This is a genomic window from Bacteroides rodentium JCM 16496, assembly GCF_000614125.1.
Lineage (GTDB): Bacteria > Bacteroidota > Bacteroidia > Bacteroidales > Bacteroidaceae > Bacteroides > Bacteroides rodentium.
On the sequence record NZ_BAKJ01000033.1, the window covers coordinates 1 to 17,225 of the forward strand.

Here is a 17,225-nt window from a genome sequence, read left to right on the forward strand (position 1 = left end):
ACCTTTGTTAATAACGAGTTTTGTATCTCTTAAAATAACCAATAGAGTTAAGTAATTAACAAGATTTTTAACCTTGTATAATATATAACTAAGTTCCGTCTGGACTTGGTAAATAAATAGAAAAAAGAGAGATAATATAAAAATGTGAACCTTTAAATTAAGAAAACGCCTATGAGAAATTAAAGAAGCCTTCGGAAATAGTCTGACAATTCCGAACTATATGATTCCCTTACCCTAATTTTGAAAAACTGGTTTAATTAACAAAATCATCAATCACTTATGAATGAAGATCGCAAAAAACGAGGACTTGCCAATGGTAAGTTCTTTACGGCGGTGGCAATCTGTGCTCTGTTTTTAGGCAGTGGCAACGTGATGGCTGCCCAAACAGCATCCAACGACTCGCAAGGAGTACAAGAACAGATGCAATCTATCTCTGTGACTGTCACAGTTGTAGATACAAAAGGTGAACCTATTATTGGCGCCAATGTCATTGAGAAAGGTACGACCAATGGTGGTATTACGGATTTGGATGGAATTTCCAAATTAAATGTAAAGCCCGGTGCTATTCTGCAAGTATCATTTGTGGGATATACTACTCAAGAAGTCAAGGCAACTTCGGTAATGAAGGTTGTTTTGAAAGATGATACGGAATTGTTGGATGAAGTTGTCGTAGTAGGTTATGGTGCACAGAAAAAGGTGAACCTGACCGGTGCGGTGGCTTCCGTGGATGTGAACAAAACAATTGATAGCCGTCCTATCACGGATATAGGGCGTGCCTTGCAGGGGGCGGTACCGGGATTGACTATTACTACTAACTCCGGTGAGATAGGTGGTGCGCCTACTATCAAGATTCGTGGTAGTATCGGTTCTCCGAATGGTGACTCCAAACCCTTGATTCTGGTAGATAATGTGGAAGTAACGGATATTTCTATGGTGAATCCGGACGATATTGAAAGTATTTCTGTATTGAAGGATGCCGCTTCTGCTTCTATTTACGGTGCCCGTGGTGCATTTGGTGTATTGCTGATTACCACAAAATCAAGAAGTAAACATGAACGTCTCTCTGTGAAATATACCAATAACTTTGCATGGCGTACGCGACCAAGACACCCGAACAACTTCCGGGATGGCAGCAGGCTGATATAAACTTGCAAGGTGTAATCAATCAGACTAAGGGGTCTGCCGCATTTTATAACGTAGTGGGTAATATGCGTGTGGATGCTACACATGTGCAGAAAATGAAGGATTACTGGGATAAATATGGTTATGGTGACCAGTTTGGCCGTGAGATGGAATTGGGTCGTGACTTTGAGTTCCGCGATGGCGGTATGTTCTTTATCCGTACTTGGGACTGGTATGATGAATACATCAAGGACTGGGCTCCGCAGCAGAACCATAGCCTTTCTATCAACGGTGGCAACGGAAAGACTAATTACAATATCGCTTTGGGTTATCTGAGCCAGGATGGTATGATGAAAATCAATTCGGACAACTATAAGCGTTACAATGCCAATATCTCTTTGAACTCAGAATTGAACAAATATGTCTCTGTCCGTACAGGTGTCATGTTCACCCGTTCTGATTATGACAAGCCGTTCAACTATAACACTGATCTTTACGACCCGATGTACTATCTGTATCGTTGGCAGCCGATGATGCCTTACGGTACTTTTGAAGGTAAGGAGTTCCGTAACGCCTTGACCGAACAGAAAAGTGCTCCTATTACCACAAAAGAACGTGAGTATCTGCGTTTGACAGGTGGTGCAACTATCAAGCCTATCAAAGATTTAACACTGGATATAGATGTTGCTTATAGCACTGTGGAAAATCGCTATAAGAAGTATGGTACACCGAGCTTGACGAGCGGTTATGAAATCTTCACTGCCCGTCCGTCTGTTGAGGCATTACGTGATTCTTATGGCAGTTATCTATCTGCTGCTACTTATGATTATGTATATCAGGAAACCGGACGCACGGAGAATCTGACAGCCAACTTCGTGGCAACTTATGCCAAACGCTGGGAGATCATGATTTTAAGGCGATGGCAGGTTCCAGCCTTGAAAAGAGCGAATATGAATATTACTGGGCACAACGCAAAGGTCTGCTCGACCCTGCAAAACCGGAATTGAATCTGGCTACAGGTGACCAGACTACAAGCTCCTCGCATACCTGGTGGTCTGTAGCAGGCTTCTTCGGCCGTCTTAATTATTCTTATAAAGACCGATATATGCTGGAGCTGAACGGTCGTTATGACGGTTCCTCCCGTTTCCCTTCGGGCAACCGCTTCGGTTTCTTCCCCTCTATGTCTGCAGGTTACCGTATTTCTGAAGAACCGTTCATGCAGTCGTTGAAACCTTATTTGAGCACTTTGAAGATTCGCGGCTCTTGGGGTATGATTGGTAACCAGGATGTAGGTACCGACCGTTACATCTCCACTCTGTCCACTTCTGTTGACAGTTGGATTATCGATGGAAAGAAAGTACAGTCAACACAAAAACCGACTATTGTGTCTTCAACCCTTACGTGGGAGAAGGTTACTACACTTGACCTTGGCTTGGATGCCCGTTTCTTCAATGATGCTTTGGGAGTAACGTTTGATTGGTATAACCGTACTACTAGTGATATTTTGACTACTGCCAATCTGCCTGCCACATTGGGTGCTGACGCTCCATATGAAAATATGGGTACTATCCAGACCAAAGGATGGGAGCTTGCCATTGACTATCGCCATACCTTCAAGAATGGTCTGCACTTTGGCGTGACGGCTTCTGTTGCCGATGACAAGACTGAAGTAACCAAGTGGACGTATAATACAAAGATTCCTTCTTATGGAGCTACCGGATGGTGGGATAAGAGTGCTTATAAAGAAGGTATGGTTTTGGGAGATATCTGGGGTTTGCAGTTCGACCGTTTCCTGACGGAAGATGACTTTAATGCTGACGGTTCTTTGAAAGCCGGTTTGCCCGACCAGACTAAAGTATTCCCTGCCGGTTATCAGTTTGCTCCCGGTGATGTGCTTTATAAAGACCTCGACAACAATGGTGAAATCGTAAAACAGACCAATACAAATGACAAGGGTGACCTTAGTGTTATTGGTAACGCCCTGCCGCGTTTACAGTTTGGTTTGAACCTGGATGCTGCTTGGAAAGGCTTTGATATAAGCATGTTCTTCCAGGGGGTAGCCAAGAGAAAGCTTTGGGCGGCAGGTAACCAGGTATTGCCGGGCTTTACTACCGGTGAACCCTTCTACAAAGGTGCTGAGGATTATTGGACTCCCGAAAACACAGATGCTTTCTATCCCCGTCCGATGGATTACAAGCAGTCTGCTTCAGGTAACTATAGCGTGAATGACCGCTATTTGCTGAATATGGCTTATCTGCGTCTGAAGACATTTACTGTGGGATACTCTCTTCCCAAGGTTTGGTTGAGTAAATTCAAGGTGCAAGGTTTGCGTGTTTATTTCACAGGTGAAAACCTTTTCACCATCGACGGTGTGAAACCTGCTATTGACCCTGAAATAGGAATACGTACAGCCAATGATAAGAGTGATCAGCGTAACTTTGGCCGTAGCTATCCATATCAGAAGACAGTGTCGTTTGGTATTCAGCTTAGTTTATAATCTAATAGTAATTGCAGTTATGAAAAAGAAAAATTTATTATACATCGTTTGTGCATTGGCAATGAGCTCGCTCTGCGGTTGCGACGATTTTCTGGATAAAGACCCGCAGGACAAGCAGACCAATGACACTTATTGGCAGACTGAAACTTCTTTGCGTACTTATGCGCAAGACTTCTATTCTTCCTACTTTGCAGGATATGGTACCGACTATACTGTTTTTGCCGGTTATTTCTCTGGAGATGACTATACGGATGATTTTATCAATCTGAATAATGCAAATACAAACGGTTCGGGGTACATTTATTTCTCCACTTCTGCCACTACGGACTGGAATAGCCGGACGGGAACTTGGTCGGATAATTATGACATTATTTATAAAGCCAATGTCATGCTTGAGAAGATTCCCGGAATGGATATCTCGGATGAAGCCAAGAGACACTGGAAGGTATTGCACGTTATTTCCGGGCAATGGCCTACAGCACGCTGGCAAAGTATTATGGCGGTGTTCCTTACTACGATAAGGTGACAGACCCGGCAGACCCGGCTCTTTATAAAGACCGTGATTCTTATTTGTATGTAGCGCAGAAGATACAAGAGGATTTTCAATATGCATTGGATAATGTACGTACGAATGATACAAAACGCCAAGTCAACAAATATGTGGTTGGTGCGTATATGTCACGCGAAATGCTGTATCATGCCACATGGCTGAAGTATCACGGTACTACTGTAGGTCCTACTTCAGAGAAAGTGGCGGATGGTGATATTAAGAATTTGCTGCAAGGTGCCATTAATGGTGCAGAGGTAGTGATGAACTCCGGTGTATATTCAATAGGCGATACTTATAATGCTTTGTTTACTACGGACGATTTGGCTAACAATCCGGAAGTTATCTGGTATCGTGAATATACAAGCGGTTTGCAATGTAATGCTTTGATGTCCTACAATGGCCCGGAAGATCAGACTCAGGGAGGCGTTACGCAAGATGTAATCAACACTTATCTTTGCAGTGACGGTTTGCCGGTAGGTCAGTCTCCGCTGTATCAAGGTAAGGAAGATCCCAGTATTCAGAAGTCATTCCAAGACCGTGACCCGCGTTTGTATCAAACTATTGCCGATAGTCTCCGTATTATGAGCGCCATGGGTACAAATTATACCGAAGGTACATCACCAACGGGATATCCTACCAAAAAGTTTTTGAACGACGAGTGGTGGGTAGCTGGTTTGGATTATTGTACCGGTAGATTAAGTCCGGCTGATGCGCCGTGTATCCGCTATGCGGAAGTATTGCTGAACTATGTAGAGGCGCGTTATGAGATTGCCCAGGTGGGTGGTAATGCTTTCACTCAGAGCGACCTTGACAAGTCTATCAATGAGCTCCGTGACCGTCAGCTGACGAAGTGGGGAGATACTGAAGCCAAGACAATGCCGAAAGTTCAACTGAATGGCGGCAACTTGAGTGTGAATGGAGTTGTTATCAATGACCCTGCCCGTGACCCTGATGTCAATCCGGTTTTGTGGGAAATCCGTCGTGAACGTCGTATTGAGTTGATTATGGAAGGCCGTCGTGGTGAAGACCTCCGTCGTTGGGCCAAGTTTGAATACTTAAACTCAGAAGATGCAAATGGTTATCCTACCATGTCTTTCTTGGGTGCTTATGTCAATATGGCCGATTATCCGGAAATATCTTCAAAAGACGACTCCGGTAAGAGGGTGCTCTATCTGTTCGATCCGGAGAATCCGGGTAATGAGGATACCGAAAAAGGGTATATTTATTATCTTCGTGAAAAGGGATTGCGTACATTCAAGGCAGGTGAGTTGAACTCAGAACGCTACTACTTGCGTGCCATACCGGCTGCACAGCTGACTATTTATGAGAATAAGGGTCAAGTGCTGACTCAGAACCCAGGCTGGTAATACCATAAAGTGGATTATAAAAATAAGGGATGTCTTCATAAAACGAAGACATCCCTTATTTTTTATTCATTGTTCTCTTACAGTGCCTTTTCCTTAATCAGGTATTCTGCAATCTGCACCGCATTCAGTGCAGCGCCTTTTTTAATCTGGTCGCCCACAATCCAGAACGTCAATCCGTTCTCGTTGCTGAGATCCTTACGGATACGACCTACGTAAACCGGGTCTTTGCCGGCGAGGAACAACGGCATGGGGTATTCCTTTTCTGCCGGGTTGTCCATCAACACCAGTCCGTCGCCTTTGGCAAATGCTTCGCGGGCTTCTTCGATGGAGATAGGACGCTCGGTCTCTACCCAGATGCTTTCGGAGTGGGAGCGGAGAGCGGGAACACGTACGCAGGTAGCGCTGACCTTTACGTCAGAGTGCATAATCTTGCGGGTCTCGTTGTACATCTTCATCTCTTCCTTCGTATAGCCGTTTTCGGTGAACACGTCGATTTGCGGAATGAGGTTGAATGCCAGCTGGTAAGCGAATTTCTCAACGGTTACGGGTTCGCCTGCCAATACTTGGCGGTACTGCTCGTACAGCTCATCCATGGCAGCAGCGCCGGCACCACTGGCAGCCTGATAGGTAGAAACGTGTACGGTCTTTATATGGGAAAGCTGTTCGATGGCTTTCAGTGCCACTACCATTTGGATAGTAGTACAGTTAGGGTTGGCAATGATGCCGAGAGGACGTTCTTTGGCGTCGGCGGCATTCACTTCGGGCACTACCAAAGGTACATTGTCGTCCATGCGGTAAGCGCTGGAATTGTCAATCATCACTGCTCCGTACTTGGTAATGGTTTCGGCAAATTCTTTGGAGGTGCCTGCGCCTGCGGAAGTGAAAGCGATATCAACCCCTTTAAAGTCATCATTGTGTTGCAAGAGTTTCACCTCGATCTGTTTACCGCGGAAGGTATATTTGGTTCCGGCACTGCGTTTAGAACCGAACAATACTAACTCGTCCAACGGGAAATTTCTTTCATCGAGCACTCGCAGGAACTCTTGTCCCACGGCTCCGCTTGCTCCAACAATAGCTACTTTCATTTTTCTTTTGTTTTAAATTAATTATTAAGTTGATGGGCGAATGGCGTCCGGACAAGCCTGCTTGCCAACTCCATGTCATCTCCGTGTCATCTCCGTGTCTATAACTACGGAGTAGGTACGGACCGGATAGGGAGCAGACAGGGAGCGGGTAGGTAGGGAGACCGACCGTTTATCCCCTGCTATAACTCTTCTTTGATAGAATTGGTCGCAAATTTATAACAAAATGCTGTATAACACCGCATAAAGTGAAAAGTTTTTCGTTATTTTGCATTCAGAACCTAAAACTTATAGCCTATGGATTGGTTTGACTTCAGTTTGAAACTTCCCATTACAGACCCTACTTGGATATTCCTCCTTGTACTCCTCATTATATTGTTTGCCCCCATATTGTTGAACAAGCTCCGTATTCCGCACATTATCGGGATGATACTGGCGGGGCTTGTCATTGGGGAGCATGGTTTCAATATCCTGGTGCGCGACAGCAGTTTTGAGCTTTTCGGCAAAGTAGGCTTGTATTACATCATGTTCCTTGCCGGTCTGGAAATGAATATGGGAGACTTCAAACAGAACCGGGGCAAAGCGCTTGTTCTGGGGCTCCTGGCTTTTATTGTGCCCATAGGCATAGGCTTGGTGACGAATATGGCTTTGTTGAAGTACGGGGTGCTGACCTCTGTCCTACTGGCAAGTATGTATGCGTCGCATACGCTGGTGGCCTATCCCATTGTGATTCGTTACGGTGTGTCGCGGCATCGCAGTGTGAGCATTGCAGTGGGGGGGACAGCGGTTACGGATACACTCACTTTGCTGGTTTTGGCCGTTGTGGGTGGTATGTTCAAGGGGGAGTCGGACGGCTTCTTCTGGGTATGGCTTGTCATAAAGGTTATCTTCCTGGGTATTTTGATTGTATATCTGTTTCCACGCATAGGCCGTTGGTTCTTCCGGAGGTACGATGACAACGTGATGCAGTTCATCTTCGTGCTTGCCATGGTTTTCCTCGGAGCCGGATTGATGGAGTTTGTGGGGATGGAAGGTATTCTGGGGGCTTTCCTTGCCGGCCTGGTATTGAATCGGCTGATTCCGCATGTCTCTCCGTTGATGAACCATCTGGAATTTGTGGGCAACGCCTTGTTTATTCCCTATTTCCTGATAGGTGTGGGCATGCTGATTGATGTGCATGTGATTTTCGGTCATGGCGATGCTTTGAAAGTAGCGGCTGTAATGATTGTGGTGGCATTGGCAGGTAAATGGATTGCCTGCTGGCTGACGCAGAAAATATATAAGATGGGAGGGATTGAACGGGAGCTGATGTACGGATTGAGCAATGCACAAGCAGCGGCAACGCTGGCGGCTGTGTTGGTGGGGTACAACATCATTCTGCCTGGTGGGGAACGCTTGCTGAACGATGATGTTTTGAATGGTACCGTCCTGCTGATTCTTGTAACTTGCATTGTGAGCTCGTTCATTACGGAGCGTGCCGCACGGAAGATTGCCATGGAGGAGGCGCATCCGGAAGAAAACCGCTCCGTGGAAGTGGAGAAGATATTGATTCCGATAGCCAACCCCGATACGATTGAAGACTTGATAAATCTTTCTTTGGTGATACGCGACCCGAAGCAGCGGGATAATCTGTTGGCACTGAATGTCATCAACGACGATAGCAGCTCTGAAAGTGCCGAACTGCGCGGGAAACGCTATCTGGAAAAGGCTGCCATGATAACTGCCTCGGCAGATGTGCCGTTGAGGCAAATCACGCGTTACGACTTGAATATCGCTTCGGGCATTATCCATACGGCAAAAGAATATGCGGCAACGGATGTCATTATAGGTCTGCACCGTAAAGTCAATATTGTGGATTCATTCTTCGGTATGCTGACGGAGAATCTGCTGAAGGGCTTGCATCGCGAGGTGATGGTTTCCAAGTTCCTGATGCCCATTAACACAATCAGGCGGGTGATTGTGGCGGTACCTCCGAAAGCCGAGTATGAGGCGGGATTCCTGAAGTGGGTGGAACATTTCTGCCGGTTGGGGAGTACTTTGGGCTGCCGGGTGCATTTCTATGCCAATGAAGAGACTACCGCCCATCTTCAAGGGCTGGTGAAAGCCAAATATGGACAGACATTGACAGACTTTTCCCGCCTGGACGACTGGGGGGACTTACTGATATTGACCGGACAAGTGAACTTTGACCATCTGTTAGTGATTATCAGCGCCCGTCGCGGCTCCATCTCCTACGACAGCTCCTTTGAGAAGTTGCCGGCACAAATCAGCAAATACTTTGCAAACAACAGCCTGATAGTACTCTATCCCGACCAGCTGGGCGAGCCGCAGGATGCCGTCTCCTTCTCCAACCCGCGTGGCAACAATGAGTCGCAACATTACGAGAAGGTAGGCAAATGGTTCTATAAATGGTTCAAGAAGAATTAACGATTGTCAATTGATAATTGACAATTTGACAAAAATCTGTGTAAATCCGTGTAATCTGTGGTGAAAATTGAAAATGGAAGATTGGCAACAACGAACGCAACTTTTATTAGGAGATGAAAAAATGGAACGCCTGCGCCGGGCACATGTACTTGTCGTAGGACTGGGTGGCGTAGGTGCTTATGCGGCCGAGATGATATGTCGTGCCGGAGTGGGGCGGATGACGATTGTCGATGCCGATACCGTGCAGCCTACGAATATAAATCGCCAGTTGCCGGCTCTGCATTCCACCCTGGGGCAAAAGAAGGCGGAGATATTGGCATCACGTTTCAGAGACATAAATCCGGGGCTGGAACTGAGAGTGTTGCCCGTATTCCTGAAAGATGAGAACATACCGGAACTGCTGGATGATGCGGCTTATGACTTTGTGGTGGATGCCATTGATACGCTTGCTCCAAAATGCCACTTGATAGCGGAAAGCATGAAGCGGCATATCAAGATAGTGTCCAGCATGGGGGCAGGAGCAAAGAGTGACATTACGCAAGTGCGCTTTGCCGATATATGGGATACCTATCATTGCGGGTTGAGCAAGGCTGTGCGTAAGCGTCTGCAGAAAATGGGCATAAAGCGGAAACTTCCAGTTGTTTTCAGCACCGAACAGGCTGACCCGAATGCCGTTTTGCTGACGGACGACGAGATGAACAAGAAGTCCACTTGTGGAACAGTGAGCTACATGCCCGCAGTTTTTGGTTGCTATTTGGCCGAATATGTAATTAAAAGACTATAGTAATAGCACTTGAAAGAAAACTATCAAATAGTAAATTGTAAATAGTAAATAGTAAATTGTCAAATTGTAAATAGCCTAGTGATTCATTTAGAGAATATAACGAAGAGTTTCGGTAACCTGCAAGTGTTGCGGGGTATTGACCTGGAGATAGAGAAAGGGGAGATTGTCAGCATTGTAGGCCCCAGTGGAGCGGGTAAAACTACCTTGCTGCAAATCATGGGTACGTTGGATATGCCGGATGGCGGTTCGGTGGTTATTGACGGTACACAAGTCAACCGTATGAGGGAGAGGGAACTTTCCGCATTCCGCAACCGCCATATCGGCTTTGTGTTCCAGTTCCATCAACTGCTGCCGGAGTTTACAGCTTTGGAGAATGTTATGATACCGGCCTTCATTGCCGGAAGAGGACAGCAGGAAGCCAAGGAGGCGGCTACGGAAATTCTTGAATTCATGGGGCTTGCTGAACGGGCTTCCCACAAACCGAATGAGTTGTCGGGAGGTGAGAAGCAACGTGTGGCGGTGGCCCGTGCTCTCATTAATCATCCGGCAGTGGTGCTGGCAGATGAACCTTCCGGCAGCCTGGATACCCATAATAAGGAAGAACTGCATCAGCTCTTTTTTGATTTACGCAGCCGTTTCGGACAAACATTTGTTATCGTAACCCATGATGAAGGACTGGCGCAGCTCACCGACCGGACGATACATCTGATTGACGGGGAAATCAATAAAATGGTCTGAGCCTATTTCCCCGTGCTCATTACCCCCGAATCATTGTCACTGTTGTTCACCTTCCGCTGTGTCGTCTTGAAACTGCGACCGAACGAGAAGTTGTAGGAAAAGTTCACCAGGAACATGCGGGAGCTTTCTTTTATATAATTATTTGTCTTGTAGGAGGCGAACCTGTTCCAGTTTTCGCTTTGTACTTTATAGTTATCGGTGAAAGGATTGAATGCACCGACTCCCACCCGAAGATTCTTGTGCTTGTAATATACAGCTAACATCTGGATGTTTTCTCCTCCCGAGAGGGTTTCTCCCCAGAAATTGTTCCAATTGGTGTTTATTTGCCAGAACAGAGAGAACTGTTTGTAACTTAATGAGGCTTCTGCCTCACAGAACCAGTTGGTGTAGGTATGCGAGTAGTGGTTGCCATGGCTCATGTAATGGTTGACACCGCCCGTAAAGGAAAATTGCAGAATATCTCGGATGGGGCCTACGCGGAGCATGGCACGTCCGGAGAGTTTCTGCCAGTCCTTCTGATTGTCCCAAGTCTGCACTATTTTGTTGCCTTCTTGAATCTTCTCGTCCATAATGGCATTGGGACGATAGTCATAGGCTCCCCATAGATTGGTATAAAAGATGCCTTTTTTCCATTCGTAAGTCAGTTCCGTATGATAGCACATATATGATTTCAGATGCGGGTTGCCACGACGTATCTGGAATGAGTCCACTGCTTGCTCCACATCGCTGAGGTCGCCCAATGAAGGAGAAGCATTATAGATGTTTCCATTCCAGCGGAGGTAGGAGTTGTCTGACATGGCATAGTGCAGAACGATACTCGGGTTGAAACTGTAGTTCTCGGTAGATTTGTCCTTGCCGCTCTGATTATAGTAGAAACGAGTCATGGCCACTCCCAGCCGGTAGTTTAGTTTGCCTGTCTTTCCACGGTATTCTCCGAATATGTATGTGTTCCCTTGGTGCATATTGGTTTCATAATAATGCCCGTTTCTGTATTCATTGTTAGAGTAGGACTGTGTATGGTTCAAACCGAAGCTCAATGCGTTCCCCTTGGAATATTGCTTCTCATAAATGGCCTCGGCAATCAGGGAGTATTTGTTGCCTCGGATATTGTTGTCAATATCGGTCAATATGTTCCCCAGGGTGCTTTCTTGGTAGAGCCGCTGCGATTTTTCCCGATTATAGGTGCCTACTACATTGAATACCAGGGTTTGCTTGTTTTTCAGATTCTGTTGGTAGTACAAATCCAGTGAGGGACGTGTCCAGCTCTGGTCGGTACGGTCGGTCATGTCTACCACGTCTGTTTCATCATTGGCATTATAGAGAGTTCCTTTATAATCCCAGTGTGGCTGATTGTTTCCTCGAAGGCGGAAGGTGGCGCTGAAAAGGGAATTCTCAGAAGCCTGCAAACTATAATTTACGTTTAGGTTGTGCTGGTGCATGGTTGCCTTGCTGGGCTCTCCTTTCTCCAGGCGTCTGAGTGTAGTGCCGTCTGCCAGGTGGAATTCTTCTTCATTGTCGCGGTACATGCCGTTAAAATCCCGCGGTCCCATGTAGTAGGAGAAGCCGAATTCTGATTTTTTATGGTTTACTTTGCCGTACAGATTATAGTTTCCCCACATCGTGTTCAATCCTTGGGAAATGTCGGCACCGAAGTTTCCGCCCGTTTCGGGACGGCGCACTATGTAGTCCAAAACGACTTCGGCATTACCGTAGCGCAGTCCCGGATTGTCATGGTACTCTATACGTATAATGTCGGCAGGGCGAATGGCTTTTATCTCGTCTATTTCGGCTTTGACTCCATTGATGCGTAATTGCAGTTCTCCACCGCCGGACAATCCAATCTCATTGTTCATGGGGTTTACTAAAATGCGTGGCAGCATCAGTTCCTGCAATAGATTCACTCCGTTTGTGGACGTTTTCATTTGTCTTTCGGACGGAAAAACCAGTTTACGGTCGGCACGGCTGATTTGGCTGGAGCCGGTGATAGTCACTCCTTCCAGTGCGATAGAAGCACTGTCTAATACGATTGGTCCAAGGTCGGTATGGCGCTTTACTCCATTGAGGGTGATGTATCCGGTATTATACCCGATGCTGGAAAGAACAAGTCTGTAATCTCCGGCAGCCGTGTTCTTGAAGATGAATTCTCCTTCTGGACTTGTGGTCACACCGGCGACAAAAGTAGAGTCGATGGTCTGTAATACCACATTGACATACTCTATACTCTTGTCGGAAGCATCGCGGACGGTCCCTTTTATTTCTATTTTTTGAGCAAAAGCGTTTTGTGCCATACTGCCCAGCAGCATGGTTATAATCATTAATTTCTTCATATTGATACGATGATTCTAATCCTTATTGCAGTTGGCCTTCCTGCTTTTAGGGTGTTTCTGTTTGTTAGACGAAATGGCTGGTGAAAAGGTTGCATCAGACATTGAAAAATGTTGCATGATGCTATTATTCAAAGCAAACGTAATGGCTGATTTTTTCTAAATCGGTATCGGAGAATTCTTCGTAAAGTGCAAAAGGTTTCAGGCTGTGAAGGTCGCCTTTCTTTTTTCGGTATTCTACAAAGGCTTTTGCCTGGTAGAAGTTGATGTAAGGATGGTTGCGCAGCCTCTCTATGCTACTATGGTTCAGGTTGATGAGGCGGATGGCCCGGGTGTCGATGGAAAACCAAGACTGCAATTGGCTGGTGTTCAAATGGATTTCTTGTAGTTGCGTGATGTCGTAGAATCCTCCCAGGCGTTGCCGGTAACCGATGATTAGACGGGCAATGCCGCTACCGATGCCTGGTATTTTCTTCAGTTCTGTGGTGTCGGCGCGGTTCAGGTCGACAAGGGTCCCAGACGGATATTTTTCCGGTGCAATTCGGAAAGTAACGGCGCTGTCATTGCTTGCAGGAGAGTTGTACAATTGGACGGTTCTTGTTTCTGTGTCTTTCGGAGTGATGTGTATATAGGGTAGGAGTGCCTGATATTGTTTTTCTGTCATTCCATATATTTTCCGGAAATCTTCTGCCTCACGGAACTTCCCCCCTTTGCTACGGTAGCGGAGTATGTTCCGCGCCATCCATCCGGGCAGTCCCAGTCGGCAAAAAGTGACGGAGTCGGCAGTATTGGGATTGAAACGGGCCAGGGAGACGGTTGTCGGTTGTTTTTGGGAGGAAGAATTAAGTCTGTTGTCCCATTTTTGTTCCTTTTCTTGTATGGATGCGACGAACGATTCGTATTCTGCCATGGCAGTGGCCTGCTGCCGGATTGCTTCATCGGAGAGAGGGCGGTTCTCTCTTTGGTATATATAAATATACCCGGAGAGAAAGACGAGAATGATGCCGGTAATCAAAACCAGTATTCCGCGCCTTTCTCCCCGGGAGAAATAAAGGAATTCTTTAAAGGGGTTCTGCATGATGGCCTATTTCAGAAAACCCAGCTCATTGATAAAAATCAATGCAATTCCTATCGGGGCAATGTATTTCAGGATGAATATCAATAGCTTGTAGACGGATACTCTCAGAGTACCGTTGTTGCTGATTTCTTCCCATACAGTTTTCTTGTCCAGATACCAGCCTGTGAAGATGGCTATGAAGAAACCGCCTAATGGCAGCATTAGCTTGGCTGTTATAAAGTCGAACAAATCGAACATATTCAGCCCGAATAGGGTATAGCCTTGCCGATGCCGAGAGACAGTGAACAGAGTACGCCCAGGAAAATACAGCCGGTTGTTACGTATCTGGCAGCCTTGCTGCGTGAGAGCTTGAACTCTTCATGCAGATAGGCGGTTACCACTTCGTGCAGGGAAATGGTGGAAGTAAGTGCTGCCAATGCCAGTAGGATATAAAACATCAGAGACAGCAGTATTGCCAGCCAGGGAATATTGCCGAACGCTTGCTGAAAGACATTAGGCAGGGTGATGAATAGCAGACTGGGACCCGCATCCGGTTGGATACCCACAGAGAAGGCGGCAGGGAAGATGATGAATCCTGCCAAGATGGCTACCATGGTGTCGATAGCGGCCACGTTGAGTGCCGTTTTGGGCAGGTTCGTATCATTGCGGAAGTAAGAAGCGTATGTACAGAGGCATCCCATCCCAAGGCTCAGGGAGAAGAATGCCTGCCCCATGGCTCCAAGGAACACATTGCCGTCCACTTTGCTGAAGTCCGGTTTCAGCAGGAATTCAATGCCTGCTCCTGCTCCGGGCAGGGATATGGAGCAGATGGCAAGGATTATCAATAGGACAAACAGCATCGGCATCATGATTTTGGCTGATTTTTCAATACCTTTCTCCACTCCTTTGACGATGATGAAATGCGTAGCCAGCAGGAACAGCACCAGCCAGATGGCCGGACGCCAGGGGTTGCTGACAAAGTTGTTGAAGGATGCAATGAAATCAGCTGCCGACTTCCCGGCGAAACTGTTGGTAGCCGCTTCGCCGATAAACTCAAGCGTCCATCCTGCCACAACGGAGTAATATCCCAGAATAAGGAATCCTGCCAGTACGCCCATACGTCCTACCCAGCGCCAATGTGTGCCGGGTGCCAATTTTTGATAGGCTCCTGCCGTATTGGCACGCGAGCGCCTGCCAATGAGGAATTCTGCAATCATGATGGGGATGCCGAGAATGAGCACGCAAACCAGGTATATAAGGATAAATGCCGCACCTCCGTGATTTCCGGTCTCAAACGGGAAACGCCAGATATTGCCTAAACCGACTGCGGAGCCTGCCGAGGCAAGTATGACGCCTAATTTGCTTCCGAAGTTGGCTCTGTCACTTTTTGTCATAAAACGTAGATTTTTCTTTCAATTCGTTATTAATACCAGCTAAAACATGCAAATATAAAAAATGTTCTGTACTTTTGCGCACAGTTCGTTGATAATTTGATATATGCTATATTATATTAAGAAATATCCGGTGTCGCTTTTTATTATTCTGACGGTGATTTATCTTTCATTCTTCAAGCCGCCTTCTACAGAAATAAGCAAGATTCCCAATATAGACAAGGTGGTGCATATCTGTATGTATTTCGGTATGTCAGGAATGTTGTGGCTGGAGTTTCTTCGCGCTCACCGGAGAGACAACGCCCCTTTATGGCATGCATGGCAGGAGCGTTTGTCTGTCCCGTTTTGTTCAGCGGAATGGTGGAGTTGCTGCAAGAATACTGCACGACATACCGTGGCGGCGACTGGCTGGACTTTGCCGCCAATACCACGGGAGCGGTGCTTGCATCAATGGTCGGCTATTTCATTTTAAGGCCAAGGATGAAATAAGATTATAAGTATTCAACTGCGGAACTTAGCTTGATGCCGTTCGACCCTTTTATCAGAATTGTTTTCCCACAAGGTTTCTCTCTTTGCAGCTCTGCGATGAGTGCGGTTACATCGGGATAACTCCGGTAAGAGTGGCGTGTGGCGGCAAATAATTCCCCTACAAGAACTACGTCCTTAAATCCGCATTCTTCCAGATAGTCTGCAATCTTCTGGTGCTCGTCGGCACTGTCTTTACCCAACTCCCGCATATCTCCCAATATCAGCATTTTGTTTTCGGTCTGCATGTTCCGGAAATTGCTGATGGAAGCCATCATGCTTGTGGGATTGGCATTATAGGCATCGATAATCAATGTGTTGTCCGCTGTTTTTTTCAGTTGTGAACGGTTGTTTTGCGGGGTATATCCGGCCAGTGCCTTGTCTATTTTCTCCGGTTCTACACCGAAAAAATGTCCGATGGTGACAGCTGCCAGGGCATTGGGGAAGTTATATTCACCGATAAGCCGGGTTTGTACTTCGTGATATTTGCTTTCGTTGCCCGTTTTCCACTCGAAGGTGAGGTAAGGAGAATTTCCGGTGACGCGTCCGTTGGTGTACAGCCCGTCCTCACTGCCGTAGGCAATTTGGCGGAGTCCGTAGGCTATCTTTTTCAAGTAGGGGTTGTCGTTATGGATGAATATGGTAGCTTCTTTCCGCGTCCGCAGATAGTCGTACATCTCTCCTTTGGTCCTGATGACTCCTTCAAAAGAGCCGAATCCTTCCAGATGAGCTTTTCCTACGTTGGTAATGATGCCGTAGTCAGGTTCGGCTATCTCTACCAGTTCCTTGATGTCTCCCGGGTGGCTGGCACCCATTTCCACTACGGCAAGGTCGTGTTCAGGGCGCAGGCGGAGCAAGGTGAGGGGAACACCGATGTGATTGTTCAAATTCCCCAAGGTATAGAGCACGTTGTGAGTTTGCGAAAGTACGGTGGACATCAGCTCCTTGGTAGTGGTCTTTCCGTTTGTACCCGTAATGCCGATGACGGGTGTACGCATCTGCCGACGGTGGTAATTGGCTAGTTGTTGCAAGGTCTTCAAGCTGTTTTCCACCACGATATATCGTGTATCGCCTGCGGGGGCATAGGCTTCTTCGTCCACTATGGCATAGGCACTTCCACTTTCCAGCGCCCGGGCGGCAAAGGCATTTCCGTTGAACGACTCGCCTTTCAGCGCAATGAATAAAGAGCCCTGGGGGCAGTTACGGCTGTCAGTGGTGACACTGGTGCATGTTAGGAATATCTGATGTATAGCTGTTATATCCATAGCTTTATAATTAACTAAATTTCAACATCTACTTAAATCAATTTGTGTGAATCTGTGTAATCTGTGGTGAACCATCGTGCAAAGATATGGTTTTTA

General features: G+C 46.6%; 9 protein-coding genes and 3 pseudogenes. 7 read left to right on the plus strand and 5 right to left on the minus strand.

Annotated features, from left to right (window positions below):
- Positions 1-279 precede the first annotated feature (279 nt).
- The 3 genes and pseudogenes from JCM16496_RS24985 (at position 280) to JCM16496_RS14235 (ending at position 5,536) form a co-directional block, all read left to right on the plus strand.
- Positions 280-3,619 (plus strand): annotated as a pseudogene (locus tag JCM16496_RS24985) (SusC/RagA family TonB-linked outer membrane protein).
- Positions 3,620-3,638: 19 nt separating this feature from the next.
- A complete protein-coding gene (locus JCM16496_RS23980; protein WP_244440394.1) occupies positions 3,639-4,145 on the plus strand; it encodes a RagB/SusD family nutrient uptake outer membrane protein in 507 nt (168 codons plus the stop codon).
- The gene (locus JCM16496_RS14235; protein ID WP_244440395.1) at positions 4,088-5,536 is read left to right on the plus strand and encodes a RagB/SusD family nutrient uptake outer membrane protein; all 1,449 of its coding nucleotides are present in this window, start codon (positions 4,088-4,090) and stop codon (positions 5,534-5,536) included. The genes JCM16496_RS23980 and JCM16496_RS14235 overlap by 58 nt, the downstream gene beginning before the upstream one ends.
- 77 nt (positions 5,537-5,613) lie before the next feature.
- Here JCM16496_RS14235 and JCM16496_RS14240 read toward each other — a convergent pair whose 3' ends face one another.
- Positions 5,614-6,621, minus strand: coding sequence for an aspartate-semialdehyde dehydrogenase (locus tag JCM16496_RS14240; protein WP_025835106.1), 1,008 nt, complete (start codon positions 6,619-6,621; stop codon positions 5,614-5,616).
- A 294-nt stretch (positions 6,622-6,915) separates the two neighbouring features.
- Between JCM16496_RS14240 and JCM16496_RS14245 the strand changes: the two genes are divergently transcribed.
- The 3 genes from JCM16496_RS14245 to JCM16496_RS14255 all read left to right on the plus strand — a co-directional run bounded on the left by JCM16496_RS14245 (position 6,916) and on the right by JCM16496_RS14255 (position 10,567).
- Positions 6,916-9,045: a cation:proton antiporter domain-containing protein gene (locus tag JCM16496_RS14245; protein ID WP_025835108.1), complete on the plus strand. Its 2,130-nt coding sequence runs from the start codon at positions 6,916-6,918 to the stop codon at positions 9,043-9,045.
- A 73-nt stretch (positions 9,046-9,118) separates the two neighbouring features.
- On the plus strand, positions 9,119-9,829 hold the full coding sequence (locus tag JCM16496_RS14250; RefSeq protein ID WP_025835110.1) for a tRNA threonylcarbamoyladenosine dehydratase: 711 nt from the start codon (positions 9,119-9,121) through the stop codon (positions 9,827-9,829).
- Positions 9,830-9,907: 78 nt separating this feature from the next.
- Positions 9,908-10,567 carry an ABC transporter ATP-binding protein gene (locus tag JCM16496_RS14255; RefSeq protein ID WP_025835112.1) on the plus strand — a complete coding sequence of 220 codons (660 nt, stop codon included), beginning with the start codon at positions 9,908-9,910 and terminating at the stop codon, positions 10,565-10,567.
- Positions 10,568-10,569: 2 nt separating this feature from the next.
- On the opposite strand, the gene JCM16496_RS14260 is transcribed toward JCM16496_RS14255, so the two are convergent.
- From JCM16496_RS14260 to JCM16496_RS14270, 3 genes and pseudogenes are all read right to left on the minus strand, one after another.
- Entirely contained in the window at positions 10,570-12,894 is a 2,325-nt protein-coding gene (locus tag JCM16496_RS14260) for a TonB-dependent receptor (protein WP_025835114.1), read from the minus strand.
- 124 nt (positions 12,895-13,018) lie between these two features.
- Positions 13,019-13,969 (minus strand): ComEA family DNA-binding protein, encoded by a 951-nt coding sequence (locus JCM16496_RS14265; RefSeq protein WP_025835115.1) that lies wholly within the window; start codon positions 13,967-13,969, stop codon positions 13,019-13,021.
- Between the two features lie 6 nt (positions 13,970-13,975).
- A pseudogene (locus tag JCM16496_RS14270) lies at positions 13,976-15,342 on the minus strand (sodium-dependent transporter).
- A 103-nt stretch (positions 15,343-15,445) separates the two neighbouring features.
- Here JCM16496_RS14270 and JCM16496_RS14275 point away from each other — a divergent pair.
- Positions 15,446-15,828, plus strand: a pseudogene (locus JCM16496_RS14275) (VanZ family protein).
- 2 nt (positions 15,829-15,830) lie between these two features.
- Here JCM16496_RS14275 and JCM16496_RS14280 read toward each other — a convergent pair.
- Positions 15,831-17,129, minus strand: a complete 1,299-nt coding sequence (locus JCM16496_RS14280) for a UDP-N-acetylmuramoyl-tripeptide--D-alanyl-D-alanine ligase (protein WP_025835116.1) — start codon at positions 17,127-17,129, stop codon at positions 15,831-15,833.
- Between the last annotated feature and the right edge of the window lie 96 nt (positions 17,130-17,225).